At 66.3% G+C, this 22,559-nt stretch carries 19 protein-coding genes; 6 read left to right on the top strand and 13 right to left on the bottom strand.

The window, feature by feature from the left end:
• Positions 1-61 precede the first annotated feature (61 nt).
• The 3 genes from BJA_RS02675 to BJA_RS02665 all read right to left on the bottom strand — a co-directional run bounded on the left by BJA_RS02675 (position 62) and on the right by BJA_RS02665 (position 3,568).
• Positions 62-1,222: a TAXI family TRAP transporter solute-binding subunit gene (locus tag BJA_RS02675; protein WP_011083361.1), complete on the bottom strand. Its 1,161-nt coding sequence runs from the start codon at positions 1,220-1,222 to the stop codon at positions 62-64.
• An 18-nt stretch (positions 1,223-1,240) separates the two neighbouring features.
• Positions 1,241-1,906 (bottom strand): hypothetical protein, encoded by a 666-nt coding sequence (locus BJA_RS02670; RefSeq protein WP_236842168.1) that lies wholly within the window; start codon positions 1,904-1,906, stop codon positions 1,241-1,243.
• 687 nt (positions 1,907-2,593) lie between these two features.
• Positions 2,594-3,568, bottom strand: a complete 975-nt coding sequence (locus BJA_RS02665) for an NADPH:quinone oxidoreductase family protein (protein ID WP_011083359.1) — start codon at positions 3,566-3,568, stop codon at positions 2,594-2,596.
• Positions 3,569-3,809: 241 nt separating this feature from the next.
• On the opposite strand from BJA_RS02665, the gene BJA_RS02660 reads away from it, so the two are divergent.
• The 6 genes from BJA_RS02660 (at position 3,810) to argG (ending at position 9,850) form a co-directional block, all read left to right on the top strand.
• On the top strand, positions 3,810-4,649 hold the full coding sequence (locus BJA_RS02660; RefSeq protein WP_011083358.1) for an SDR family oxidoreductase: 840 nt from the start codon (positions 3,810-3,812) through the stop codon (positions 4,647-4,649).
• A 116-nt stretch (positions 4,650-4,765) separates the two neighbouring features.
• The gene (locus BJA_RS02655) at positions 4,766-5,428 is read left to right on the top strand and encodes an invasion associated locus B family protein (protein ID WP_011083357.1); all 663 of its coding nucleotides are present in this window, start codon (positions 4,766-4,768) and stop codon (positions 5,426-5,428) included.
• 194 nt (positions 5,429-5,622) lie between these two features.
• Positions 5,623-6,825: a 23S rRNA (adenine(2503)-C(2))-methyltransferase RlmN gene (rlmN, locus tag BJA_RS02650; protein WP_011083356.1), complete on the top strand. Its 1,203-nt coding sequence runs from the start codon at positions 5,623-5,625 to the stop codon at positions 6,823-6,825.
• Between the two features lie 166 nt (positions 6,826-6,991).
• Positions 6,992-7,486 (top strand): hypothetical protein, encoded by a 495-nt coding sequence (locus tag BJA_RS02645; RefSeq protein WP_011083355.1) that lies wholly within the window; start codon positions 6,992-6,994, stop codon positions 7,484-7,486.
• Positions 7,487-7,642: 156 nt separating this feature from the next.
• Complete coding sequence (locus BJA_RS02640; protein WP_038965094.1) at positions 7,643-8,419, top strand: phosphatase PAP2 family protein; 777 nt, start codon at positions 7,643-7,645, stop codon at positions 8,417-8,419.
• Between the two features lie 93 nt (positions 8,420-8,512).
• A complete protein-coding gene (gene argG / locus BJA_RS02635; RefSeq protein ID WP_011083353.1) occupies positions 8,513-9,850 on the top strand; it encodes an argininosuccinate synthase in 1,338 nt (445 codons plus the stop codon).
• Positions 9,851-10,041: 191 nt separating this feature from the next.
• Here argG and BJA_RS02630 read toward each other — a convergent pair whose 3' ends face one another.
• The 10 genes from BJA_RS02630 to sdhC all read right to left on the bottom strand — a co-directional run bounded on the left by BJA_RS02630 (position 10,042) and on the right by sdhC (position 22,147).
• Positions 10,042-12,279, bottom strand: a complete 2,238-nt coding sequence (locus BJA_RS02630; RefSeq protein WP_011083352.1) for an OmpA family protein — start codon at positions 12,277-12,279, stop codon at positions 10,042-10,044.
• Positions 12,280-12,465: 186 nt separating this feature from the next.
• On the bottom strand, positions 12,466-12,708 hold the full coding sequence (locus BJA_RS42765) for a hypothetical protein (RefSeq protein ID WP_162494189.1): 243 nt from the start codon (positions 12,706-12,708) through the stop codon (positions 12,466-12,468).
• An 83-nt stretch (positions 12,709-12,791) separates the two neighbouring features.
• Positions 12,792-13,178, bottom strand: coding sequence for a VOC family protein (locus tag BJA_RS02620; RefSeq protein ID WP_011083350.1), 387 nt, complete (start codon positions 13,176-13,178; stop codon positions 12,792-12,794).
• A 24-nt stretch (positions 13,179-13,202) separates the two neighbouring features.
• A complete protein-coding gene (locus tag BJA_RS02615) occupies positions 13,203-14,027 on the bottom strand; it encodes an FkbM family methyltransferase (RefSeq protein ID WP_038965090.1) in 825 nt (274 codons plus the stop codon).
• A 240-nt stretch (positions 14,028-14,267) separates the two neighbouring features.
• The gene (locus BJA_RS02610; RefSeq protein WP_011083348.1) at positions 14,268-16,226 is read right to left on the bottom strand and encodes an ABC transporter ATP-binding protein/permease; all 1,959 of its coding nucleotides are present in this window, start codon (positions 16,224-16,226) and stop codon (positions 14,268-14,270) included.
• Between the two features lie 52 nt (positions 16,227-16,278).
• A complete protein-coding gene (locus BJA_RS02605; RefSeq protein ID WP_011083347.1) occupies positions 16,279-18,432 on the bottom strand; it encodes a hybrid sensor histidine kinase/response regulator in 2,154 nt (717 codons plus the stop codon).
• Between the two features lie 191 nt (positions 18,433-18,623).
• A complete protein-coding gene (locus tag BJA_RS02600; RefSeq protein ID WP_011083346.1) occupies positions 18,624-19,406 on the bottom strand; it encodes a succinate dehydrogenase iron-sulfur subunit in 783 nt (260 codons plus the stop codon).
• 102 nt (positions 19,407-19,508) lie between these two features.
• Positions 19,509-21,344 (bottom strand): succinate dehydrogenase flavoprotein subunit, encoded by a 1,836-nt coding sequence (sdhA, locus tag BJA_RS02595; RefSeq protein WP_011083345.1) that lies wholly within the window; start codon positions 21,342-21,344, stop codon positions 19,509-19,511.
• 3 nt (positions 21,345-21,347) lie between these two features.
• Positions 21,348-21,752, bottom strand: coding sequence for a succinate dehydrogenase, hydrophobic membrane anchor protein (gene sdhD / locus BJA_RS02590; protein ID WP_011083344.1), 405 nt, complete (start codon positions 21,750-21,752; stop codon positions 21,348-21,350).
• Entirely contained in the window at positions 21,749-22,147 is a 399-nt protein-coding gene (gene sdhC, locus BJA_RS02585; protein WP_011083343.1) for a succinate dehydrogenase, cytochrome b556 subunit, read from the bottom strand. The genes sdhD and sdhC overlap by 4 nt, the downstream gene beginning before the upstream one ends.
• Between the last annotated feature and the right edge of the window lie 412 nt (positions 22,148-22,559).

Raw genomic sequence — 22,559 nt, 5'->3', positions numbered from 1 at the left:
AACGCCTCGTCGCCACATCCTCCGTGTCGTCCTGGCTTTCGCCAGGACGACGCCGAGAGAGCTACTTCTTCTCCGCCTGCGCCCGCGCCTTCTCCGCATCCCACGCCTGGAATTGCTTGAACAAGGTCTCCTTGTCCGCGTCGGACACCTGTGCGGCCGCGGGGCTCTGCTTCAGGAACGCCTCGAAGCGCTGGCGCGTCACCGGCTCGACGCCGTGCTTGTCGAGCCATTGCTGCGCCACCGGCAGCCTGCTCCAGCCTGACAGGGGTGCGGCGAGCGAGACCTCCTTCCACTTGGGGTGGAAGGGTGGGTTCTGGAGCGAGGGGAATTTCGTGAAGAACGCGTCCACGAACAGTGCGAGCTTGCGATAACGCTCGGTGTTGGGCGCCCAGTTGTAGGCCGCGAGCACCGCAGGCACGGCGATCGTGTCCACGCTCTCGCCCTCCTTGATCAGGTTCGGATAGTCCTTCGCGGTCAGCGTCGCCGGCAGATAGTCGCTCTGGAGCGGCTTTGCATAGTCGACCTTCGCGAGATGGAAGCGGCCGTCATTGCCGAAGGTCGAGACCGATTTGTAAGGCTTGCCGCCGACCACGATCACGGCGTCGATCTCGCCGGCCTTCAGCTTTTCCATCGCGATGCGCTGCTCGACATAGACGAAGTTCGCCTTGATCCCGAGCCGTTCGAACACGGTGAGCGCGGTGACGAAGGTGCCGCCATTGGGCAGGTCGACGCTGACCTTCTTGCCCTCGAGGTCCTTCAGCGTTGCGATCGACCGCGGCGCGATCACCTGCATCTCTTCATTGTAGAGCTTGGTGACATACGTGAACTGCTTCTTGATGTCCTTGGCAAAGCCCTTGCGCTCGAGATAGTCGAGCGTGTCGGCCCGCACGACGCCGAGATCGACGCCTTGCAGGAACAGGATGTCGGCGACGCTCTGCACCGAGCCGCGGCCGACGATCGGCAGCACGCGGATCTTGTTGCCGTCGTCGAGCACGGAGGCGAGGTCGGCGCCGAACTGCACATAGGTGCCGCCGATCGTGCCTGTTATCAGCGTGACGGTGTTGGCGTTGAGCGCCTGCTTGGTCGACGTCGAGCCGAACTGGAAGATGGCCTTCAGACTGTCCGAGACCTTGGCCGGATCGTATTCGGTCTGATCGGCGCGCGCTGCGAAGGCACAGATGGTCATGATGGCGGCAAGCGCCATTCCCAAAACGTTACGCATGATGTCCCCTGAAGAGTTCTAGTTCGAGAGCTGGGTGAGCCGCCGTCGCGCCTCCGCCGATCCGAGGCTGGCGGCCCGCTGGTACCAGTCGCGTGCGGCGCCGGCGTCGGCGGTGATGCTCCGCGTGTCCTTGGTGCCCAGGACGGCTGGATCGTAGGTCTGCGCCAGCAGGAAAGCCGCCGTCGCATCCTGCGCATTCGCCGCGCGCTCGAGCAGCAGACGCGCCGCGGCGATGTCGCCGATGGTCATCAGGCTCTTGGCGCGCGCCATCAAACCGGCCAACGTGTCGGCGTCGAGGCTCTTGGCTGGCGGCGGTGGCGCGGGCTGTGCGGCGACTTGTGTCGGTACGGGCGCGGGTGCCTGAGCCTGTAGCGCGCTCTGATAGGCGGTTGCGATCGCCTCGCGGCTCGGCGTCGCCGGTGCGGCAATATCCTGTGCGTCTCCGCTCGCCAGCATCGTGTTGGTCACACGCGCGGCATCCTTGACCGGACCCTGCCGTGCGGCGGGCGGATTGGCGGGAGCCGCGGCCTCGTTCGCGGCCGCGCCGATCCACGACGCGCCGTTGACGGTGAGCAGCCGGTTGATGTCGGACCAAAACAGCGCAATTGGGACCGCGATGACCGACGCGGCCAGGACGGCAGCGAGAATGCGCCGGACGATTCTGGTCCTGGTGCGCACGGCCAATGGCGCGAATTCCCGTGGATCCGGCGCGCTGAGCGGATCGGACAAGAACAGTGGCATAGGATCGTGCGATGAAGGATCGGTCCGTTCAGCGCGCGCACGAATGTAGGATGCGGTGGACGTATGTGATGCCGCTTGTTCGGAGTCGAGCGCTCTCGACCCCCAGGACGGACGGAATGCCGTCGTCTCCATGGTGATGCTTCCCCCAATACTGACACAACGCGGGGCAGTGCCGGTTTTAGTTTTCTTGTTTTTGTCCAGGAGCGCCCTGCAGACTGGAACCGGTAAATCGCAATTTGAATCAGCCCAAAAAGCGACAACGGTTGGGGCGAATCGGGAAAAATTTAGGTTTGATTCGGGCGGCGCGGCGGAGTGCACCGCAATTTTGGCGATGGTGGTTGAGAAGGCGCTACCGTGCGGCGGCATCGGCGCTGGGCTCCCTCTCCCGCTTGCGGGGGAGGGCTGGGGTGGGGTGTCTCCGCGTCGGGATTGCCAGGGATTGCGGAGAACGTCCCTGCGTGGCGAGAGCCCTCACCCGCCGCGCTCGGGACGATGCTTCGCATCGCCCGGGGCGCGTCGGCCTTTCCCGCAAGCGGGAGAGGCGGAGCAAGCCCGCGGACAATCCTCGTGAAATTCACATGCGATGACAGGTGTGTGCGTAGCGACGGCGTCGCGCCGTCGCCTGCACCGTCACGGATGCAAGATCACCTTGCCCATGGCCTGGCGTCCCGCGAGCACCTTCAGCGCGTCCGCGGTCTGTGCCAGCGGGAAGGTGCGATCGACGTGCGATGAGATCTTGCCTTCCGCGGTCCACTTCACGAGCTTCTCGAGATTGGCGCGGTTCTTGGCGGGATTGAGCCGGGTCCAGGCGCCCCAGAACACGCCGCGGATGTCGCAGCCTTTCAGCAGCGCGAGGTTCAGCGGCATCTTCGGAATGTCGCCGGCGGCAAAGCCGATCACGAGGAAGCGGCCTTCCCAGGCGATCGAGCGCAGTGCCTGCTCGGCATAGGCGCCGCCAACCGGATCGAAGATGATGTCGACGCCCTTGCCGCCGGTGAGCTTGCGCAGGCCTTCCTTCAAATCTTCCTTGCCGTAGTTCAGCGTGAGCTCGGCACCATGGGCTTTCGCGAATTCGAGCTTCTCGTCCGACGAGGCGCAGGCGATCACCTTCAGGCCCATCAGCTTGCCGAGCTCGCAGGCGGCGAGGCCCGTGCCGCCGGCCGCGCCGAGCACGGCAAGCGTCTCGCCGGGCTTGGGGCTGGCGCGATCTTCCAGCGCATGCAGCGCGGTGCCGTAGATGATGATGATGCCGGCCGCGCGGTCATAGTCGAGATTGTCAGGGATCTTCACGATCGACGCCGCCGGCAGCGCGATCTTCTCGCGCGCGCCGTTGTGGCCGCAGGAGGCGACCACGCGATCGCCGACCTTCAGGTCGGTCACGCCGGGGCCGATGCTCTCGATCACGCCCGCGACTTCGGCGGCCGGCGAGAACGGGAACGGCGGCTTGATCTGGTACTTGCCCTGGATCATCAGGATGTCGAAGAAGTTCAGCGCCGCCGCCTTGATCGCGATCACGGCCTCGCCGGGACCTGCCACCGCATCCGGCACCTCGGCGAGCACGAGATCGTCGGGCTGGCAATATTGCGTGCAGAGAATGGCTTTCATGGCGACACCTTCTTGAGAAGCGAAGTCTTGGGCGTTTCGAGGTGGAATTATAGTTGGCCCGTTTCTGCCGGATTTAGCGCGGCCCTACAATCCGGATTCTTTGTCTAAGGGAGCGCGCAGGCCTATCCTTGCGTCATTGCGAGCGCAGCGAAGCAATCCAGAATCCGTCCTGCGGAAATTGTCTGGATTGCTTCGCTGCGCTCGCAATGACGGAACAAGAAGGAAATGAAGGATTCAAACGATGTTTGAAACGGGTCTGCTCAGAGGCAAGCGCATTCTCGTCACCGGTGGCGGCTCGGGCCTCGGCGCCGCGATGGGGCGACGTTTCCTCGCGCTCGGCGCCGAGCTCGTGATCTGCGGCCGCAAGTTCGACCGGCTTGAAACGACTGCAGCCGAGATGCGCGCGCAGAGCGGCGGCAAGGTCACCACGATCGCCTGCGATATCCGCGACGGCGCCGCCGTCGAGAGCATGATGGACGCGATCTGGCGCGAGGCGCCGCTCGACATTCTCGTCAACAATGCCGCGGCGACCTTCATTGCCCAGAGCGAGCGTCTGTCCTTCCGCGCCGCGGATGCGATCCTGGCGCCGACGCTGCATGGCGCGATGTATTGCACGCTCGCCGCCGGCAAACGCTGGATCGACGGCAGGCATGGCGGCGTCGTGCTCTCGATCCTCTCGACCTCGACCATCACCGGCCGCGCCTTCACCGTGCCGTCGGCGATGGCGAAGTCGGCGCTGCTGGCGATGACCAAAAGCCTTGCAGTGGAGTGGGGTCCGAAGGGCATCCGTACCGTCGCGATCGCGCCGGGTCCGTTCCCGACCGCCGGCGCATCGGGGCAGCTCCGCCCCGAAGGCCGCGACGACGGCTGGACCGCGCGCAACCCGCTTGGCCGTACCGGGGACCACAGCGAGCTTGCCGATCTCGCCAGCTTCCTGGTCTCCGATCGCGCCGGCTACATCAACGGCGAGATGGTGGTGATTGACGGCGGCGCGCATTTGCGCAGTTCCGGCGCCGAAGACCTGCTCGGCTGGACCGACGCGCAATGGGCCGACCAGCGTGCCGCGCGATCCCGGGGCTAGCTATTGCCAACCCGCTAACTGCCTTCCCAAATTGAACTTTCCCGGTTATCCCTGCCGCGGGGACAAAGCGCGGCCGGGCCATCTTCCAGTCACAATATTGAGGGAACCACTCCAGCATGTGGCGGGTGCTATTTTTGGCTTTGACGGCCGGCGTGACGGCGTGGGGAATCACTGATTCCGCGCGGGCTCAGACGGCGCAACCGGCGCCCAAGTCCGCACCCAAAGAGGCCGCACCGAAAGCGGCTGCGCCGGCGGCCAATACGACAGCAAAGACGGCAGCGAAGCCCGAGAGCAAGCCGGCGGGCCCGGCTGCGGCGGTTGCGGGCGGCGCGGAGCCCACCCTGATCGGCCAGTTCGGCACCTGGGGCGCCTATTCGGCCACGCCCAACGGCAAGAAGGTCTGCTTTGCGCTGGCCAAGCCGTCGTCGTCGAAGACCAATCCGCCGAATCGGCCGCGTGATCCTGCCTATGCCTTCGTCTCGACCCGACCGGCCGAGAAGGTGAACAACGAAGTCTCCGTCATGATCGGCTACGCGCTGAAGCCGGGATCGGAATCCTCGGTCGAGGTCGGCGGCGCCGCTTTCGCCATGTACACGCAGGGCGACGGCCTCTGGATCAAGAACGCGGCCGAGGAGGAGCGGATGGTCGAAGCCATGCGCAAATCCGCCGATCTCGTGGTCAAAGGCATCTCGGCCAAGGGGACGGAGACGACCGACACGTTTTCGCTGAAGGGCCTCGCCCAGGCGCTCGACAAGATCGCCCAGGACTGCCGACGGTAAGGCTGCCGTAAGATTGGAGGCGTTAAGGCTGCAAGCGGTATCACGGTCGCAATCGGCCGTTCCGGTTGCTATATAGGGGCGGTTCCAAGTTTTTCCGTCATTCCGGGGCGCGCGAAGCGCGAACCCGGAATCTCGAGGTTCCGGGTCTGGTCCTTCGGACCATCCCGGAACGACCAAGCCATTAGGTCCATTCCATGCAACCGACGACCGAGCCGCACAACGCAATATTGGTGGAGAAGACTCCGCTCGAAACCTATGTGCCGCCGGCCAAGCCGTCGCTCATCGGCCTGTCGCGCAACGAGCTTGCCGATCGCCTCGGCGAGATCGGCGTCGCGCCTGCGCAGCGCAAGATGCGCGTGCAGCAGCTGTGGCACTGGATGTATTTCCGCGGCGCCCAGAATTTCGACGAGATGACGTCGATCTCGAAGGGCATTCGCGCCGAGCTCGCGCAGCATTTCACCGTCGACCGGCCCGAAGTCGTGGCCGAGCAGATCTCCAATGACGGCACCCGCAAATGGCTGCTGCGGCTGCCGAGCGGCGACAATGTCGAGAAGGCGCATGAAGTCGAGTGCGTCTACATCCCCGAGACCGATCGCGGCACGCTCTGCGTCTCCTCGCAGGTCGGCTGCACCCTGAATTGCTCGTTCTGCCACACCGGCACGCAGCGCCTGGTGCGCAACCTCACCGCCGGCGAGATCGTGGGGCAGGTGATGGTCGCACGCGATCGCCTCAACGATTGGGCCGATCGCGAGGACGGCACGCGCCGCGTCACCAACATCGTGATGATGGGCATGGGCGAGCCGCTCTACAATTTCGACGCGGTGCGCGATGCGCTGCTCATCGTCGGCGACAACGAAGGCATCGGCATCTCCCGCCGCCGCATCACGCTGTCGACTTCGGGCGTGGTGCCGAACATCGTGCGCGCGGGCGAGGAGATCGGCGTGATGCTCGCGATCTCGCTGCACGCGGTGCGCGACGAATTGCGCAACGAGCTGGTGCCGCTCAACCGCAAATATCCGATCAAGGAGCTGCTGCAGGCCTGCCGCGACTATCCCGGCGCCTCGAACGCCCGCCGCATCACCTTCGAATATGTGATGCTCAAGGGCGTCAACGATTCGCTCGACGATGCGAAGCTGCTGGTGAAGCTGCTCAAGGGCATTCACGCCAAGATCAACCTGATCCCGTTCAATCCCTGGCCCGGCACCGCCTATGAATGCTCGGACTGGGACCAGATCGAGAAATTCTCCGAATACATCTTCAACGCCGGGTATTCCTCGCCGGTGCGCACCCCGCGCGGCCGCGACATCCTCGCCGCCTGCGGCCAGCTCAAGTCGGAAACCGAAAAGCTCTCGGCCCGCGAACGCCAGACGCTGCGCGCCATGGCGATGACGGATTGAGGATGCGTGCCTCGTGCACTCTCGTCATGCCTGGGCTTGATCCGACCATCTGCGTTTATGAGCCGTCATTCCGGGGCGCGCGTAGCGCGAACCCGGAATCTCGAGATTCCGGATTCGGTGCTGCGCACCGCTCCGGAATGACGATGACACTCAACAGGGCCATCAGATGTCCCTGATCGGCCGCCTCGTCGTCATCTTCATGGGCTTTCTCGCCGCCTGCTTCGTCGGCGGCATGATCGTCGTCGTCGCGCTGCTGTTTCCGGAATTCGCCGATCTCGGCGCAGGCCCCGTCGATGAAGGCGCGATCGACATCCTGCTCGGATTCGGTTTCATCTTCGTCTCCGGCTTTGCGCTGGTGCCGGCGGCGGTGATCGTCGCGATCACTGAAGCGCTCTACATCCGCAGCGCACTGGCCTACGCCGTCGGCGGCGGCGTTGTGGGGCTCGCCTGCTACCTCGGCCTCGTTCCCTTTCACTCCGACACGTTGCAGTTCGAAGGCGTCGTGCGGCGTCACCTCGAGATCATGACCGGCGCCGGCATCGTGGCCGGCGTGGTCTACTGGCTGATCGCCGGCCGCAACGCCGGCGCCTGGCGCAATCCGCCACCCCCGCGCAAGCCGCCTCCGCCGCTGCCGTCGCAGTCGAGGCCCGATGCGCGGTGACTGGCGCTGTCATTCCGGGATGGTCCGAAGGACCAGACCTCAGGTGCGCAATTGCGCACCGGGGAATCTCGAGATTCCGGGTTCGGCTCTGCGAGCCGCCCCGGAATGACGGTGAAAGGGTTTTCATCCCCGCCCCACTCCGCTAAACCGCGCGGCATGAACCGGACTGGACTTTTCATCGCCCTGGCGCTGTGGCTCGTGATCGGTGTCGTTTTCGGCCTCTATCCCGAACTCGATCTCAAGCTCGCCGCGCTGTTCTTCGATCCCGAGACGAAGACGTTTCCGCTCAAATCGAGCGGCTGGGCCGGCGTCGCGCGTGACGCGGCGATGTGGATCGCCTGGGCGTTCGTGCTGCCCTCGCTGGTGGCGCTTGTGGTCAAGATGATCCGGCCCGATCGGCCGCTGATGGTGTCGGGGCGCGCGATCGTGTTCCTGCTGGTGACGATCATCCTGTCGGCCGGAATCCTTACCAACCTCACCTTCAAGACCTATTGGGGCCGTCCGCGCCCGGTGGTGGTGACGCAGTTTGCCGGCGACCAGCAGTTCGTGCCGTGGTGGGATCCGCGCGGTGGCTGCGTGCGCAACTGCTCGTTCTTCTCGGGTGAGGGCGCGACCGCGTTCTGGACGCTGGCCCCGGCAGCGCTGGCGCCGCCGGCGTGGCGCCCGCTCGCCTATGCCGGCGCGGTCGTCTTCGGCCTTGTGACCAGCGGGCTGCGCATGGCCTTCGGCGGGCACTTCTTCACCGACGTGTCGATCGCCGCCCTCGTCACCTTCGTCGTGATCTGGTTCGCCTACGCGATGATTTACCGCTGGCCGCGGACGCGGTTTTCGGACCAGGCGGTCGACGCCGCCCTGACCCGGCTGAACATGCCCGCCTACCGGCTCCGCCAGCGCCTGTTCGGCCGCAAGACGGGCGCCGAACCCTCGGTTTGAGCCATTAAATGCGTGCCGAGCCCTGCGAAATTTGATATTCGCCCGGTCAATCCGCAACCGCCATCAGCCCCCTAAGACCCGATTGGAAGCCCCATGACCACGATCCTGAAAAGCCTGCCCAAGGGCGAGAAAGTCGGCATCGCGTTTTCGGGCGGCCTCGACACCAGCGCGGCGCTGCTCTGGATGAAGCAGAAGGGCGCGCGCTGCTACGCCTATACCGCCAATCTCGGCCAGCCCGATGAAGCCGACTACAACGAGATCCCGCGCAAGGCGCAGGAATTCGGTGCCGAGAAGGCCGTGCTGGTCGATTGCCGCACGCAGCTCGTCCACGAAGGCATCGCCGCGATCCAGTCCGGCGCCTTCCACATCTCGACCGGCGGCATCACCTATTTCAACACCACGCCGCTCGGCCGTGCCGTCACCGGCACGATGCTGGTCGCGGCGATGAAGGAGGACGGCGTCAACATCTGGGGCGACGGCTCGACCTTCAAGGGCAACGACATCGAGCGCTTCTATCGCTACGGCCTGCTCACCAATCCGAGCCTGCGCATCTACAAGCCCTGGCTCGACCAGCAGTTCATCGACGAACTCGGCGGCCGCGCCGAGATGTCGGCGTTCATGACCGCCCAGGGCTTCGCCTACAAGATGAGCGCCGAGAAGGCGTACTCGACCGACAGCAACCTGCTCGGCGCCACGCATGAAGCCAAGGATCTCGAGAGCCTCGACAGCGGCATCAAGATCGTCAACCCGATCATGGGCGTGCCGTTCTGGCGCGAGGACTGCAACGTCAAGGCCGAGAAGGTCGTCGTGCGTTTCGAAGAAGGCCAGCCCACCGCGCTGAACGGCCAGACCTTCACCGATCCCGTCGCGCTGTTCCTCGAAGCCAATGCGATCGGCGGCCGCCACGGCCTCGGCATGAGCGACCAGATCGAGAACCGCATCATCGAGGCCAAGAGCCGCGGCATCTATGAGGCGCCCGGCATGGCGCTGTTGCACATCGCCTATGAGCGCCTCGTCACCGGCATCCACAACGAGGACACCATCGAGCAGTACCGCATCAGCGGCATGCGTCTCGGCCGCCTGCTCTATCAGGGCCGCTGGTTCGATTCGCAGGCCCTGATGCTGCGCGAGACCGCGCAGCGCTGGGTCGCGCGCGCCGTCACCGGCGAGGTGACGCTCGAGCTGCGCCGCGGCAACGATTATTCGATCCTAAACACCGAGAGCCCCAACCTCACCTATGCGCCGGAGCGGCTCAGCATGGAGAAGGTCGAGGATGCCGCCTTCACGCCGGCCGACCGCATCGGCCAGCTCACCATGCGCAACCTCGACATCGCCGACACGCGCACCAAGCTGAAGCTCTATACGGACACCGGCCTGCTTTCAGGCAGCGAAGGCTCGCAGATCTTCCGGCTGGAGAACGACAAGGGCTGAGATTTTCGTAGCCGTAGGGTGAGCAAAGCGAAGCGTGCCCACCATCCTTCCACGTCCGAGATAGTGGTGGGCACGGCGCTCGCGCGCCTTTGCCCACCCTACGATTGCGCGATGTGCCGCAACGTCGCGCGCAACAACGAAAACAAAAATGGCCGGGATTTCTCCCGGCCATTTTGCGTTTGTGTGTGCCGTTACCGCGGCGGCGCGGTGCCGGGCGGGGGCGGCGGCAGCGAGGCCTGACCGCCGTTGAGCAGCGGCGTGATGTTGCGGACGGTGACGCGCCGGTTGATCGCGCTCGGCCCCTGCGTCTGCTCCTTCAGGTACTGCTCGCCATAGCCCTGCGACGTCAGGTTCTCCGCAGGCACACCGAACTGCTGGGTCAGCAATTCGGCCGCGGACTGCGCGCGGCGGTCCGACAGCGACAGATTGTCGACCTCGTTGCCGACCGCGTCGGTATGTCCCTCGATCAGGAACACCACGCGCGGGTTGGCCTGGATCGCACGGTTGAGGCCGTCGGCGATCACTTGCAGCTTCGCCGCCTGATCCGGTGGGATCGTCCACGAACCCGTCTCGAAGGTGATCGTGTTGACGTCGATGCTCGGCATCTGCATGCGAATATTCGGGCTGTAGCGGATCTCGTCGAGCGTGTAGCGCCGATTGATCCGCTGCACCGGCGGTGCCTCCATGGTCTGGTAGATCACGTCCGGCGACGCCTCCTCCGCGTCGACGATGTAGCGATCGTAGGGAATGTTCACGACCGGCGGCGGCGCGTCGACATAGAAGCCGCCGACCGACTGCGGATCGCGGTAACTGTTGTCGATGATGATGAGCTCGCGCCCGCCGGGGTCCCTGCGAATTCGCCGCAGCAACCGACCGTCGGGAGCGACCACGGTGATGATCTCGCTGCCGTCGGGACGGATCACGACGGTGCGAGTATCGCCGCCGACGGTGTCGGTGCGGATGTCGCGGGCGCCATAGCGGAAGCGATAGAGATCGTTGCCGCGGACGTAGGCCTGCCCGCCGGGATCGCGGATGATGATGCGATCCGGCTCGGTGTAGACGGTGCGGCCGCCTTCGATGGACTCGCGTCGCTGGTTGTGCAGGTCGGCGATGGTCGCACCGATCACGGCGCCGGCCACGACGCCCGCACCGATCGCGAGCGGCGTCAGGTCACGCTGCGGCGGACGCGGCGGAGGTGGCAGCGGTGCGACGACTGTCGGCGCGGCCTGGAAGGCAGGCGTAACCGTCGGCGGAGCGAATTGCGCCCTGTTGGGCGGCGGCGTTGCAGCCGCCGAGCCCGGGACTGTGCTCGGCGCTGCGGCACCGGCAGGAGCCGCGGGCCGGGCCGGGAGGCCGCCGGCCTGGGGCGGCGCAGCCGGAGTTCCGGCAGCAGGCGCGCCGGCGGGCGGCGTTCCACCCTGAGGTCCTGGCGTCGGTCCCGCACCGGGACGTCCGGGCGGCGGCGTCAGAGCGCCGCCGGGTGCCGGCGTTGCCGTCGGAGCCGGGGTCGCCGCGCCGGGCGCGGGCGTCGATGCAGGACCCGGACGTCCGGATGGCGGCGTCGCGGTGCCGCCGGGTGCCGGCGTGGTCGTTGGAGCGGGCGTAGCGCCTGGAGCTGGCGGTGATCCTGCAGCCGGGGGCGAACCGGGACGTACGCCGGGCGGCGGTGCACCGGGGCGTCCGGCCGGCGGAGCGCCAGGCGTGCTGCCCGGAGCCGGCGTCGCGGTCGGCGCAGGTGTTGCTGTCGGTGCGGGTGTCGGCGTCGGAGCGGGAGTGGCTGCCGGCGCAGGCGAGCCGGGGCGGGCCGTCGGCGCTGCGGGCGGAGGAGCCACGGGCGTTGGCGTTGCTGTGGGCGCAGGCGTGGGCCGCGCCGCGGGGCCTGCAGGAGGCGGCGGCGGAGGTGTCGGAGTCGGACGTGCCGCGGGAGGAGGCGGAGGCGGCGGCGCGTGCTGTGGAGCTGCGGCGGGCGGCGGCGCGGGTGGCGTGGGCGCCGGACGTGCTGCGGGCGGAGCCGGAGGCGGCGGTGTCGGGGCGTGCTGCTGCGGGGCCGCGGCCGGAGGCGGCGAAGGCTGCTTCGGAGCGGCAGGCGGCGGTGGCGGGGGCGGCGGAGCCGGACGTGCCGCAGGCGGAGGCGGAGGCGGAGGCGGCGCCGCGGGGCGCGGCGGCGCGGCGGCCGGCGGAGGCGCAGCGGGCGGGTGCGGCGGCGCAGCGGCGGGCGGCGGAGCGGCCGGGCGCGCGGGCGCAGCAGGCGGCGCAGCCCCTGGCGGTCCCTTCGGCGGCTGCTTCGGTTTTCCGTCAGGGCCCGTCTCTTGAGGCTGGGCCTGCGCGACCACGAGCGGCGAAGCGCCTTGCGCATGCGATGCGGTGTTTGCCAATTGCATCGCGGTCAGAGCCGTGGTGGCAAGCAGCACGAAACGAAGATTGGTCATAGTGGTGAACTTCCCCGGAAGGTTCTTTGACGAAGTGGTGGGATGAACAGCTACGCGTTAGGCCGCATTGTGGCGAGCAAAGCGGGCGCGGCCCGATTTATTTCTGCACGCAAATCACCTCATTATGCCGACGTTCATTGCGCATTCAGGCGTGGGTTGCAATCGCCTCACATGCGATGGTTCGCCTCATATGTGATCCCGCCGCGGAGTTGCGTCCGTCGCAGGACCGGGAGTGAGCGGCCCGTTCGGCCCGCGCGTTGGAATCTCTTCAGGCATGCGGCCCGGCAATTCGTCGGGCCGCGGTGATTCGCCGGGCTCGTGCACCGGCGGCGTGATTTCGGGCTGAGGATTGCCCGGCGGAATTCCAGGCGGCGGCTCGGTGGGAGTCCCCGGTGTTGCCGGTGGAATCTCGGGCGGTTCGATCGGCATCGGCATCATCGAGTTCGGTTGTCCAGAGGACAACAACGGCGATGCCGCGCCGATGTTCCTTGCCGCGTCGTCGCGGGGCGCGCCTATTCGGGCGCGTGACAGACGGCTTCGATGTTATGGCCGTCGGGGTCCCGCACGAAGGCGCCGTAATAGTTCGGATGATAGTGCGGACGGATGCCGGGCGGTCCGTTGTCGCGACCACCGGCCGCGATTGCCGCCTTGTAGAAGGCGTCGACCGTGGCGCGGTCCTTTGCCGCGATCGCGACATGCACCGGCTTGTTCATGGCGCCTTCGCCGCCAATCCAGAAATCCGGCTTGCCGTCGGCACCGAAGCCGGCGGCCGGATCGTGGCCGGTCTGCTCCGCCGTGACCTCCATGATGAGGCTGTAGCCGAGCGGCGCCAGCGCCTTGGCATAGAACGCTTTCGCGCGCTCATAGTCGGAGACGGAGAAACCCAAATGGTCGATCATCGCAACCTCCGTTGTTCGCCCCTGTCAGCGTGACAGGAACGTATTGCTTCGTGTCTTGCGTGCGATCGCAAAGCCGCGCGCGACCATGTCGGCAATACAATCCTGCTGCCATTCCTTTTGTGACAGATGCTCGATCACCACCGCGCGTGGCCACAGCGCTTGCGGCGCGTCGCGGAAGAAGCCGGTCAGCACGCGGTCCTCGAAGCCTTCGACGTCGATCTTGAGCGCGTCGACCTGCGTGACGCCGGCCTCGTCGAGAATGCGCATCAAGCGCAGCGACGGGACCTTGATCGCATCGGCGCTGGCCGTGCCGGTGACGACGTGGGTGGCACCGAGATTGCCGCCGCCGCTCTCGATCATCAGCTCGCCGTCGCTGTCGCCTGCTGCGGCCTGCACCAGGCGGACCTGCGTCGCTTTCGAGGCGGCGTGGTTGAAGGAGAGACGTCCGAAGGTCAGCGGATGCGGCTCGATCGCGATCACCTTGCCTGCGGGCCCGACCTGCCGCGCCATCACCAGGGCAAACGTGCCGACATTGGCGCCGACGTCCACGAACACGCCGCCCGCCGGGGTATGCTGGCGCAGGAAGTCGAGCTCGTCGAGATTGTAGTCGGGGTTGAACAGCGCGCCGCGCTCGGTCGCGCTGCCCTGGTGGTAGAAGCGGAACGAGGCGCCCTGATACTGCACGTCGACCGGACCGCCGCGCAGCAGATTGACCAGCCGCGACAGCCAGGGCCGGAACGCGCCGCGCTTCAGCCCCGATTGCGTCGCGAGGCGAATGATCGCGGCCTGCGCCGCATTCGGCGCAAACGTGCCGAACGGCGCGGACGAAGGGGCGTTGTCGGTCGTCAAGCAGGTGGTCCTCGTTGCAAGCGGCGCATGCATAGCCGGTTTTGCCGGGGACTCCAACGCTCGATCACCGGTGTCGTCCCGGGGCGCGAAGCGAGCCCGGGACCCGTAACCCCAGGGAGGAGTCGTGACGCCAAACTCCCACTCCGAGTCTTCGCCAAATCTCTCCCTGTGGGTATGGGTCCCGGATCGGCGCTCCGCTTCGCTGCGCTTGTCCGGGACGACGAGGGAGAGAGAAGCGCTTCACGCCGCCCTTGTCGGCGCTGGCCTGCGCGGGCGCAGGAAGCGGCCGAGCAGCCTGCGCCGGCCCTTGCGCGGGATCAGGTCGATGTCGCTGACGAGCTTGGCGCCGCCCTTGCGCCGCTCCAGCACGATCTTGCGGCTGTGGAAGGCTTCCAGCTCGACGCGGTGCGCGACGCTGACGATGGTCGCCTTCGGCAGCGCGTCGGTGACCATCTTCATCATCTTGTCCTGGCTCTTCTCGTCGAGCGCCGAGGTCGCCTCGTCCAGGACGACGATGTCGGGGTTGTGCAGCAGGAGCCGCGCGAAGGCGAGGCGCTGCTTCTCGCCGCCGGACAGCGTCTGGTCCCACGGTCCTTCCTCCTCGATCTTCTCCTTGAGATGGTCGAGGCCGACCTTGTGCAAGGCTTCTCCGATTTCGTCGACGGTCCAGTCGTCTTCGGCCCCGGGATAGGCGACGGCGCGGCGCAGGGATCCGGAGGGCACGTAAGGCCGCTGCGGCAGCATGAACAGTCGCCGGTCGGGATGGAAATTGACGCTGCCGCCGCCCCACGGCCACAGCCCCGCAATGGCGCGCACCAGCGTGCTCTTGCCGGTGCCGGATTCGCCGGCGACCAGCAGGCGCTCGCCGGGCTCGATCACCACCTCGGTCTCGCCGACCACGGCGGTGCCGTCGTCGAGCGTGACCGAGAGGTCGTTCAGCTCCAGCATCGCCTCGTTGCTGGTCTCGCCGCGCTTGATGCGGCCGATGCCGTCGCCCTGCTCGGCGCGCTCGAGGCCGTCCAGCGACATCATCAGCGAGGCGATGCGGCGCGCGCAGGCGTTCCAGTCGGCCAGCCTCGGATAATTGTCGACCAGCCAGCCGAACGCGCCCTGCACGATGGTGAAGGCGGAGGCCGCCTGCATCACCTGTCCGAGCGTCATGCTGCCGTCGAGGAATTTGGGCGCGCAGAGCAGCAGAGGCACCACCGGTGCAACGAGGTTCGATCCCTGCGACACCAGCGTGGTGCGCATGTGCTGGCCGGCGAGCCGCGCCCATTGCCGCAGCACGTTGGTGAAATTGCGGTCGATGCCGCCGCGCTCCTCCTCCTCGCCGCCGAGCAGCGCGATGCTCTCGCCGTTCTCGCGCACGCGCGTCAGGGTGTAGCGGAAATCGGCCTCGGCCTGGTTCTTGTCTTCGGAGATCTGCACGAATCGGCGGCCGATCACCACGATCGAGCTCGATGCGATCGCGGCGTAGAGGATCGCGGCGATCACGAGGAAGCCGGGAATGGTGATGGTCGATCCACCCAGCGCGATCGTGAGCGCGCCGCCGATGGTCCAGAGCACCACGATGAAGGTCACCGCCGACAGCAGTGCCGAGGTGACGCCGGCGAGGAAATCGACCGGCGAATCGGTCGCGATGCGCAGATCCTCCGCGATCCGGTATTCGGGATTCTTGTGGTCGCCGCCGACGAGGTTGAGCTGGTAGTAGCGCCCGTTGGCGAGCCAGCGCGTCAGCACGCTCGCCGTGAGCCAGGCCCGCCAGCGCCGCTGGATGCCCATCCGCGCGAACACCTGGGCCACGCCGAGCACGATGCTGCCGATCGCGAGCGGCACGAACACCGCGGTGAGATGAAACACGCTGGTCGCATCGCGCTTCTCGATGGCGTCGAAGATCGCGCGATTCCAGACATTGATGCCGTACTGGAAGGCGACGGTGAGGACGATCAGCATGCCGAGGCCGATCGAGAACGGCCAGGCGAGGCGATCGCCGTTGCGGCCCCAGAAGCCGCGCGCGCTGATCCAGAAGCGGGTCAGCAGATAATCCTTGCGCGCCTGCTCGGCCTCCTCAGGTGACAGCTCGGGATCGGGTTCGAGCTCCTCGGGCGGGGGCGGAGCCACGTCCTCGCCAGTCTCGCCCTCGATTTCGATGATGGGCGGCTTCTTGCCCTGTTCGCGCTTCCCGGCCGGTTTTTGCATGGCCGGACAACGCAAGGGAAATCAGTCGGTTCCCAGCGGTTCCGAGGCCGGGCTATTCGGCCGCGCCACCGCGTACCCGCCGCCGCCGCGCGGCTCTGTGGAGGATCTGCGACAGCTCCTCGATCGAATAGGGCTTTTGCACGAGTTCGAAACCGTCGCTGCCGTCCTGCGCCAGCGCCTCGCTGTAGCCGGTGGTCAGCACGACCGGTGCGCCGATGCCGCGATCGCGGATCGCCCGCGCCAGCTCGAGCCCGGTCATGCCGGGCATGACCACATCGGAGAACACGACGTCGAAACGATCCGTGTCCACGACCAGCTCGGCGAGCGCGTCGGCGGCGTTGTCGACCAGGGTGATGCTGTAGCCGAGCTCGGTCAGTCCATCGGCGGCGAAATTGGCGAGCTCGATATTGTCCTCGACCACCAGCACCGACATGCCGCTGCCCGGCAGCGCCGGTGCGGTGTTCGGCGCCTGCTGCTGCGGCAGCAAGTCCGCCGGCACGCGCGGCAAATAGAGCGAGAAGGTGCTGCCCTGGCCGACTTCGCTCGTGACCGTCACCTCGCCGCCGGATTGCCGGGCAAAGCCAAACACCTGGGAAAGGCCAAGACCCGTCCCGTGGCCGACCTGCTTGGTGGTGAAGAACGGCTCGAAGATGCGCCCGAGGCGCGCGGCCGGAATGCCGATTCCGGTATCGCTGACGACGACGCAGACGAAGCCATTGCTGTCAGGGATATGACCGCCCGGAAGATGCGCCAGTGTGTCCGGAACGGTCGTCGCCACCTCGACCTTGAAGCTGATCCGGCCCTTGCCCTGCATGGCATCGCGCGCATTGGTCGCCATGTTGATCAGCGCCGTCTCGAACTGGCTGGCATCGGCATTGACGAGGCACGGCTCGGCCGGCAGCTGTGTCGCGATCTCGATCGCGGGTCCCAGCAAGGTGGCGAGCATGTCGTGCAGCGACTGCATCCGCTCGCCGACGTCGAACACCTCCGGTTTCAGGGTCTGGCGCCGCGCGAAGGCGAGGAGCTGCGACGTCAGCCTGGCGGCGCGCGCGACCGCATCCGCGATCGCGGTCATGTAGCGCTGCCGCCGCTCCTCCGTCAGTTGCGGCCGGTTCAAGAGGTCGACGGAGGCGCGGATCACGGTCAGCAGATTGTTGAAGTCGTGTGCGACGCCGCCGGTGAGCTGGCCCAGCGCCTCCAGGCGCTGGCTGTGCTTGAGCGCCTCCTCGGCCTCGCGCCGCTTTGCGGCTTCGGTCTGGAGATGCTGGGTGCGCCGGAAGGCGAACGCGAGCAGCAGGAACAGCAGTGCGGTCGCGGGAACGCCGAACACGAGATGCTGGCCCATTGTGGCGAGCCAGCGCGCGCGGATGGCCGAGGTCTCGAGCCCCGCGCTGACATAGATCGGATATTCGGCGATGCGCCTGTAGCCGAGCCGGCGCTCGATCCCGTCTGACGGCCACGCGATGGTCATGAGCCCGTGCGCGGGGTGCGCGGCGATCTGGCGGCCGACCGGCCCGCCTGGATCAAGCCGGAGGTCGCGGTCGAGCCGCGGAAAATGCGCCAGCACCACGCCGTCGGCGCGACCCATCGCGAAGAAGCTACCGGGATCGGAGCCGATCCTGGCGTAGAAGCTCTCGAAATATTCCGGCAGGACGGAGGCCTGGATCACGCCGATGAAGCTGCCGTCGTCGGAGTCGCGGCGGCGGCTCATCCCGAAGAAGCGCGCACCCTGATAGGGCGGACGCGGCGTCAGGGGCATGCCGATGAACGTGCCGATGGCCTGGTCGACATGGGCGTAGAAGTAGTCGCGGTCCGCGAAGCTCAGCTCCGGCGGCGGCGAGGCGAGGCTGTTGACCAGCGCCTTTCCGTTCGCATCGAAGATCCAGGCCGATTTGAGCTGCGGCAGCGAATCGGCCAGCCGCTTCAGGCGGCGGTGCAGCGCCGGTTCGCGCGCGCGGATGAGGTCGTCGGGGAGGCCGCGCACGACCTCGTTGAGCTCGGCAAGGCTGCGGTCGATGGTCTCGAACACCTTGAGCGCGTGCTCATGCGCGACGTCGAGGGTGCGCTCGATCTCGCGGTCGGCGATATCTTTGGTCGATGTGTAGGAGATCGTGGCGGCGATCGCGAACAGGGCAATCGGCAATGCCAGGGATGCCGCCATCATCCACTGCAACAGCTTCAGCGAATTGCGTTGCGCACCCTGCACAGTCGCTCCGGTCCCTGGACCCGAGCTTAACTGAATTTCCCGCTGGGAAGGAAGCCGCTTATGACCGGAACCGGTGGTTGCAATTCCAGATAATCGCCCGCGGCGCGGGTTGGCGGAAAAATCTACTCAAATTGACGCTGGCCGTAGCAGGCCCCGGCCATTTCGGCCGGGGATCGATGCATGAATCAGGTCTAGATCTGCCGTTCGACCATCTTGAGCTTGAGCTCGGCGATGGCTTCCGCCGGGTTGAGGCCCTTCGGGCAGGCCTTGGCGCAGTTCATGATGGTGTGGCAGCGGTAGAGCCGGAACGGGTCCTCGAGATTGTCGAGCCGCTCGCCGGTCGCCTCGTCCCGCGAATCGGAGACCCAGCGGTTGGCCTGGAGCAGCGCGGCGGGGCCGAGATAGCGGTCGCTGTTCCACCAATAGCTCGGGCACGAGGTCGAGCAGCAGGCGCAGAGGATGCACTCGTAGAGGCCGTCGAGCTTCTCGCGGTCCTCGTGGCTCTGGCGCCATTCCTTCTGCGGCGTCGGCGAGGTCGTCTTCAGCCACGGCTCGACGGAGGCATACTGCGCGTAGAAATTGGTGAGGTCGGGAACCAGGTCCTTCACGACCGGCTGGTGCGGCAGCGGATTGATCTTCACCGCGCCGTCCTTCACGTCGTGCATCGAGCGGGTGCAGGCCAGCGTGTTCTGGCCGTCGATGTTCATGGCGCAGGAGCCGCAGACGCCTTCGCGGCAGGAGCGGCGGAAGGTCAGCGACGGGTCGATGTTGTTCTTGATCCAGATCAGGCCGTCCAGCACCATCGGACCGCAATCATTGGTGTCGACGTAGTAGGTGTCGACGCTCGGATTCTTGCCGTCGTCCGGATTCCAGCGATAGACGCGGAATTCGCGAACGTCAGTCGCGCCCGCGGGCTTCGGCCAGGTCTTGCCGCCGGTGATCTTGGAGTTCTTCGGAAGTGCGAATTCAACCATTGCTCTAACCTTTCGTCATTCCGGGATGGTCCGAAGGACCAGACCCGGAATCTCGAGATTCCGGGGTCGATGCATCGCCCCGGAATGACGGCTACTGTTCGATCAGTACACGCGCGCCTTGGGCGGGATGTACTGCACGTCGTTGGTCATGGTGTAGTCGTGAACCGGGCGATACTCGATCTTGACCTTGCCGGCATCGTCCAGCCAGGCCAGCGTGTGCTTCATCCAGTTCTTGTCGTCGCGCTCGGAAAAATCCTCGCGGGCGTGGGCGCCGCGGCTCTCGGTGCGGTTGGCGGCCGAGTTCATCGTCACCACCGCCTGCGCGATCAGATTGTCGAACTCCAGCGTCTCGACGAGGTCCGAATTCCACACCAGCGAGCGGTCGGACACGGCGATGTCGGTGATGCCGCTGTGGACCTTCTCGATCAGGTTCTGGCCTTCGCTCAGGACTTCGCCGGTGCGGAACACGGCGCAGTTGCTCTGCATCACGTGCTGCATGCCTTCGCGCAGCTTTGCGGTCGGCGTGCCGCCGGAGGCGTAGCGGTAATGATCGAGGCGGCCGAGCGCGAGCTCGGCGGAGTTCGCCGGCAGCTCGGGCTGCTTGGCGTTGGGCGTGAGCTTCTCGGCCAGCCGCAGCGCGGCGGCGCGGCCGAACACCACGAGGTCGATCAGCGAGTTGGAGCCGAGACGGTTGGCGCCGTGCACGGAGACGCAGGCCGCTTCGCCGATCGCCATCAGGCCGGGGATGACGGCGTTGTCGTCGCCGTCCTTCTTGGTCAGCACTTCGCCGTGATAGTTCGTCGGGATGCCGCCCATGTTGTAGTGCACGGTCGGCACGATCGGGATCGGCTCGCGCGTCACGTCGACATTGGCGAAGATCTTCGCGGATTCGGAGATGCCCGGCAGGCGCTCGGCCAGCACCGCGGGATCGAGATGGTCGAGATGAAGGAAGATGTGGTCCTTCTTCTTGCCGACGCCGCGCCCTTCACGGATCTCGATGGTCATCGCGCGCGAGACGACGTCGCGCGATGCGAGGTCCTTGGCCGACGGCGCGTAGCGCTCCATGAAGCGCTCGCCCTCGGAGTTGACGAGATAGCCGCCTTCGCCGCGCGCGCCTTCGGTGACGAGACAGCCCGAGCCGTAGATGCCGGTCGGATGGAACTGCACAAACTCCATGTCCTGCATCGGCAGGCCGGCGCGCAGCACCATGCCGCCGCCGTCGCCGGTGCAGGTGTGCGCCGAGGTGCAGGAGGCATAGGCGCGGCCGTAGCCGCCGGTCGCGAGAATCACGGTCTGGGCGCGGAAGCGATGCAGCGTGCCGTCATCGAGCTTGAGCGCGATGACGCCGCGGCAGGTGCCCTGGTCGTCCATGATCAGGTCGATGGCGAAGAACTCGATGAAGAATTCGGCCGCGTGACGCAGCGACTGGCCGTACATCGTGTGCAGCATGGCATGGCCGGTGCGGTCCGCGGCGGCGCAGGTGCGCTGCGCCTGACCCTTGCCGAAGTCCAACGTCATGCCGCCAAACGGGCGCTGGTAGATCTTGCCGTCCTCGGTGCGCGAGAACGGCACGCCCCAATGTTCGAGCTCGTAGACCGCGTCGGGCGCGTTGCGCACCATGTATTCGATCGCGTCCTGGTCGCCCAGCCAGTCCGACCCCTTCACGGTGTCGTACATGTGCCAGCGCCAGTCGTCCTTGTGCATGTTGCCGAGCGAGGCGGAGATGCCGCCTTGCGCCGCGACCGTGTGCGAGCGGGTCGGAAACACCTTGGTGATGCAGGCCGTGCGCAGGCCCGCCTCGCTGCAGCCGACCACGGCGCGCAGTCCCGCGCCGCCGGCGCCGACCACGACGACGTCATAGGTGTGGTCTTCGATGGGATAGGCTTTTCCGTTGGTGGCGGGAGCGCCGTTGCCCTTGCCATTCGTCTCGTTGGCCATGGGTTACACTCCGGATGAAAGTTTCAGGATCGCGTAGGTCGAGGCGAGTGCCACGGCGATCGAGAAGAAGTTGTTGAGCATGATCGCCGTGAGCTTCAGCTTCTCGTTATGGACGTAGTCCTCGATCACCACCTGCATGCCGATCTTCATGTGCCAGGCGCTGGCGAAGATGAAGAGCAGCATGATGATGGCGATCGGCAGCGAGCCGATGGTCTGCGCTACGAAGGCCTGGTTGCGGCCGAACAGCATCACGATGATCACGATCACCGGGATCATCATCAGCACCATCGCGACGCCGGTGATGCGCTGGCGCCAGAAGTCCGACGTGCCCGAATGCGCCGCGCCGAGATTGCGGACGCGGCCGAGCGGGGTGCGCATGCTGCGCTTCGGCGTATCGGTTGCGCTCATCGTCCACCTCCGATCGCGTAGGCGACGATCCAGATCAGCACCGTCAGCACGATGCCGCCGATCAGCGCGCCCCAGGTCAGCGCTTCGCGCTCATTGGCCTTGAAGCCGTAGCCGAGGTCCCAGACGAAGTGCCGGATGCCGCTCAGCATATGGTGCATCAGCGCCCAGGTGTAGCCGAACACGATCAGCCGGCCGATGATGCTGCCGGTGAAGGCCTGGACGTGGGAATAGGCGGCGGGGCCGGAGGCCGCCGCGATCAGCCACCAGGCCAGCAGCAGGGTTCCGGCATAGAGGGCGATTCCGGTGGCGCGATGGACGATGGACAGCGCCATCGTCAACGTCCAGCGGTAGACTTGCATGTGTGGTGAAAGCGGTCGTTCGATCCGTGCGGTCATGGGCTTTGATGTTGTGTAGCGGCCCAGCAGGGGGCGCGCGGGGATCGCGAAAGGTCGGCTCTATTTACGGAGTCGATTTGGCCTGCGCAATCACCAAATCGCCATAAATCGAACCGTGGTTCAGCGCTACAGCGTTGATGAAACAAGGCCAATCAGGGGCTTGGTATACCAGAGCAATGGTGTGCCGACAAAGAATAGAATATATATTCATCTTTTGTGGCGACGGCCGAGGCACATTGAAATTACTATTGGAACGGCTCTAAGCCGCCGCGGGCCAGCCAGAGTTCGAACCAGTCAGTTCATGACGCCCACGTCGGCACGAATCGCCGGCGAGGAAATTTCGATTTCCGCCGCGCGCACCGATTTTTCGTCTGACGGGTGGATATGCGCGGCCTGCATCCCACCCCGCCGC

Origin of the sequence: Bradyrhizobium diazoefficiens USDA 110 (genome assembly GCF_000011365.1) — a bacterium.
Classification (GTDB): Bacteria; Pseudomonadota; Alphaproteobacteria; order Rhizobiales; family Xanthobacteraceae; genus Bradyrhizobium; species Bradyrhizobium diazoefficiens.
This window is presented reverse-complemented; position numbering and strand designations above follow the sequence as displayed.

What these genes read in the sequence shown, in the direction of transcription:
- BJA_RS02665 (WP_011083359.1), bottom strand. Translation starts at nt 3,568, where the DNA reads ATGAAAGCCATTCTCTGCACGCAATATTGCCAGCCCGACGATCTCGTG.
- BJA_RS02630 (WP_011083352.1), bottom strand. Translation starts at nt 12,279, where the DNA reads ATGACCAATCTTCGTTTCGTGCTGCTTGCCACCACGGCTCTGACCGCG.
- sdhC (WP_011083343.1), bottom strand. Translation starts at nt 22,147, where the DNA reads ATGACCGCACGGATCGAACGACCGCTTTCACCACACATGCAAGTCTAC.
- BJA_RS02675 (WP_011083361.1), bottom strand. Translation starts at nt 1,222, where the DNA reads ATGCGTAACGTTTTGGGAATGGCGCTTGCCGCCATCATGACCATCTGT.
- BJA_RS42765 (WP_162494189.1), bottom strand. Translation starts at nt 12,708, where the DNA reads ATGCCGATCGAACCGCCCGAGATTCCACCGGCAACACCGGGGACTCCC.
- BJA_RS02620 (WP_011083350.1), bottom strand. Translation starts at nt 13,178, where the DNA reads ATGATCGACCATTTGGGTTTCTCCGTCTCCGACTATGAGCGCGCGAAA.
- sdhD (WP_011083344.1), bottom strand. Translation starts at nt 21,752, where the DNA reads ATGAGCGCAACCGATACGCCGAAGCGCAGCATGCGCACCCCGCTCGGC.
- BJA_RS02610 (WP_011083348.1), bottom strand. Translation starts at nt 16,226, where the DNA reads ATGCAAAAACCGGCCGGGAAGCGCGAACAGGGCAAGAAGCCGCCCATC.
- BJA_RS02640 (WP_038965094.1), top strand. Translation starts at nt 7,643, where the DNA reads ATGAACCGGACTGGACTTTTCATCGCCCTGGCGCTGTGGCTCGTGATC.
- BJA_RS02645 (WP_011083355.1), top strand. Translation starts at nt 6,992, where the DNA reads ATGTCCCTGATCGGCCGCCTCGTCGTCATCTTCATGGGCTTTCTCGCC.
- BJA_RS02655 (WP_011083357.1), top strand. Translation starts at nt 4,766, where the DNA reads ATGTGGCGGGTGCTATTTTTGGCTTTGACGGCCGGCGTGACGGCGTGG.
- sdhA (WP_011083345.1), bottom strand. Translation starts at nt 21,344, where the DNA reads ATGGCCAACGAGACGAATGGCAAGGGCAACGGCGCTCCCGCCACCAAC.
- BJA_RS02600 (WP_011083346.1), bottom strand. Translation starts at nt 19,406, where the DNA reads ATGGTTGAATTCGCACTTCCGAAGAACTCCAAGATCACCGGCGGCAAG.
- rlmN (WP_011083356.1), top strand. Translation starts at nt 5,623, where the DNA reads ATGCAACCGACGACCGAGCCGCACAACGCAATATTGGTGGAGAAGACT.
- BJA_RS02660 (WP_011083358.1), top strand. Translation starts at nt 3,810, where the DNA reads ATGTTTGAAACGGGTCTGCTCAGAGGCAAGCGCATTCTCGTCACCGGT.
- argG (WP_011083353.1), top strand. Translation starts at nt 8,513, where the DNA reads ATGACCACGATCCTGAAAAGCCTGCCCAAGGGCGAGAAAGTCGGCATC.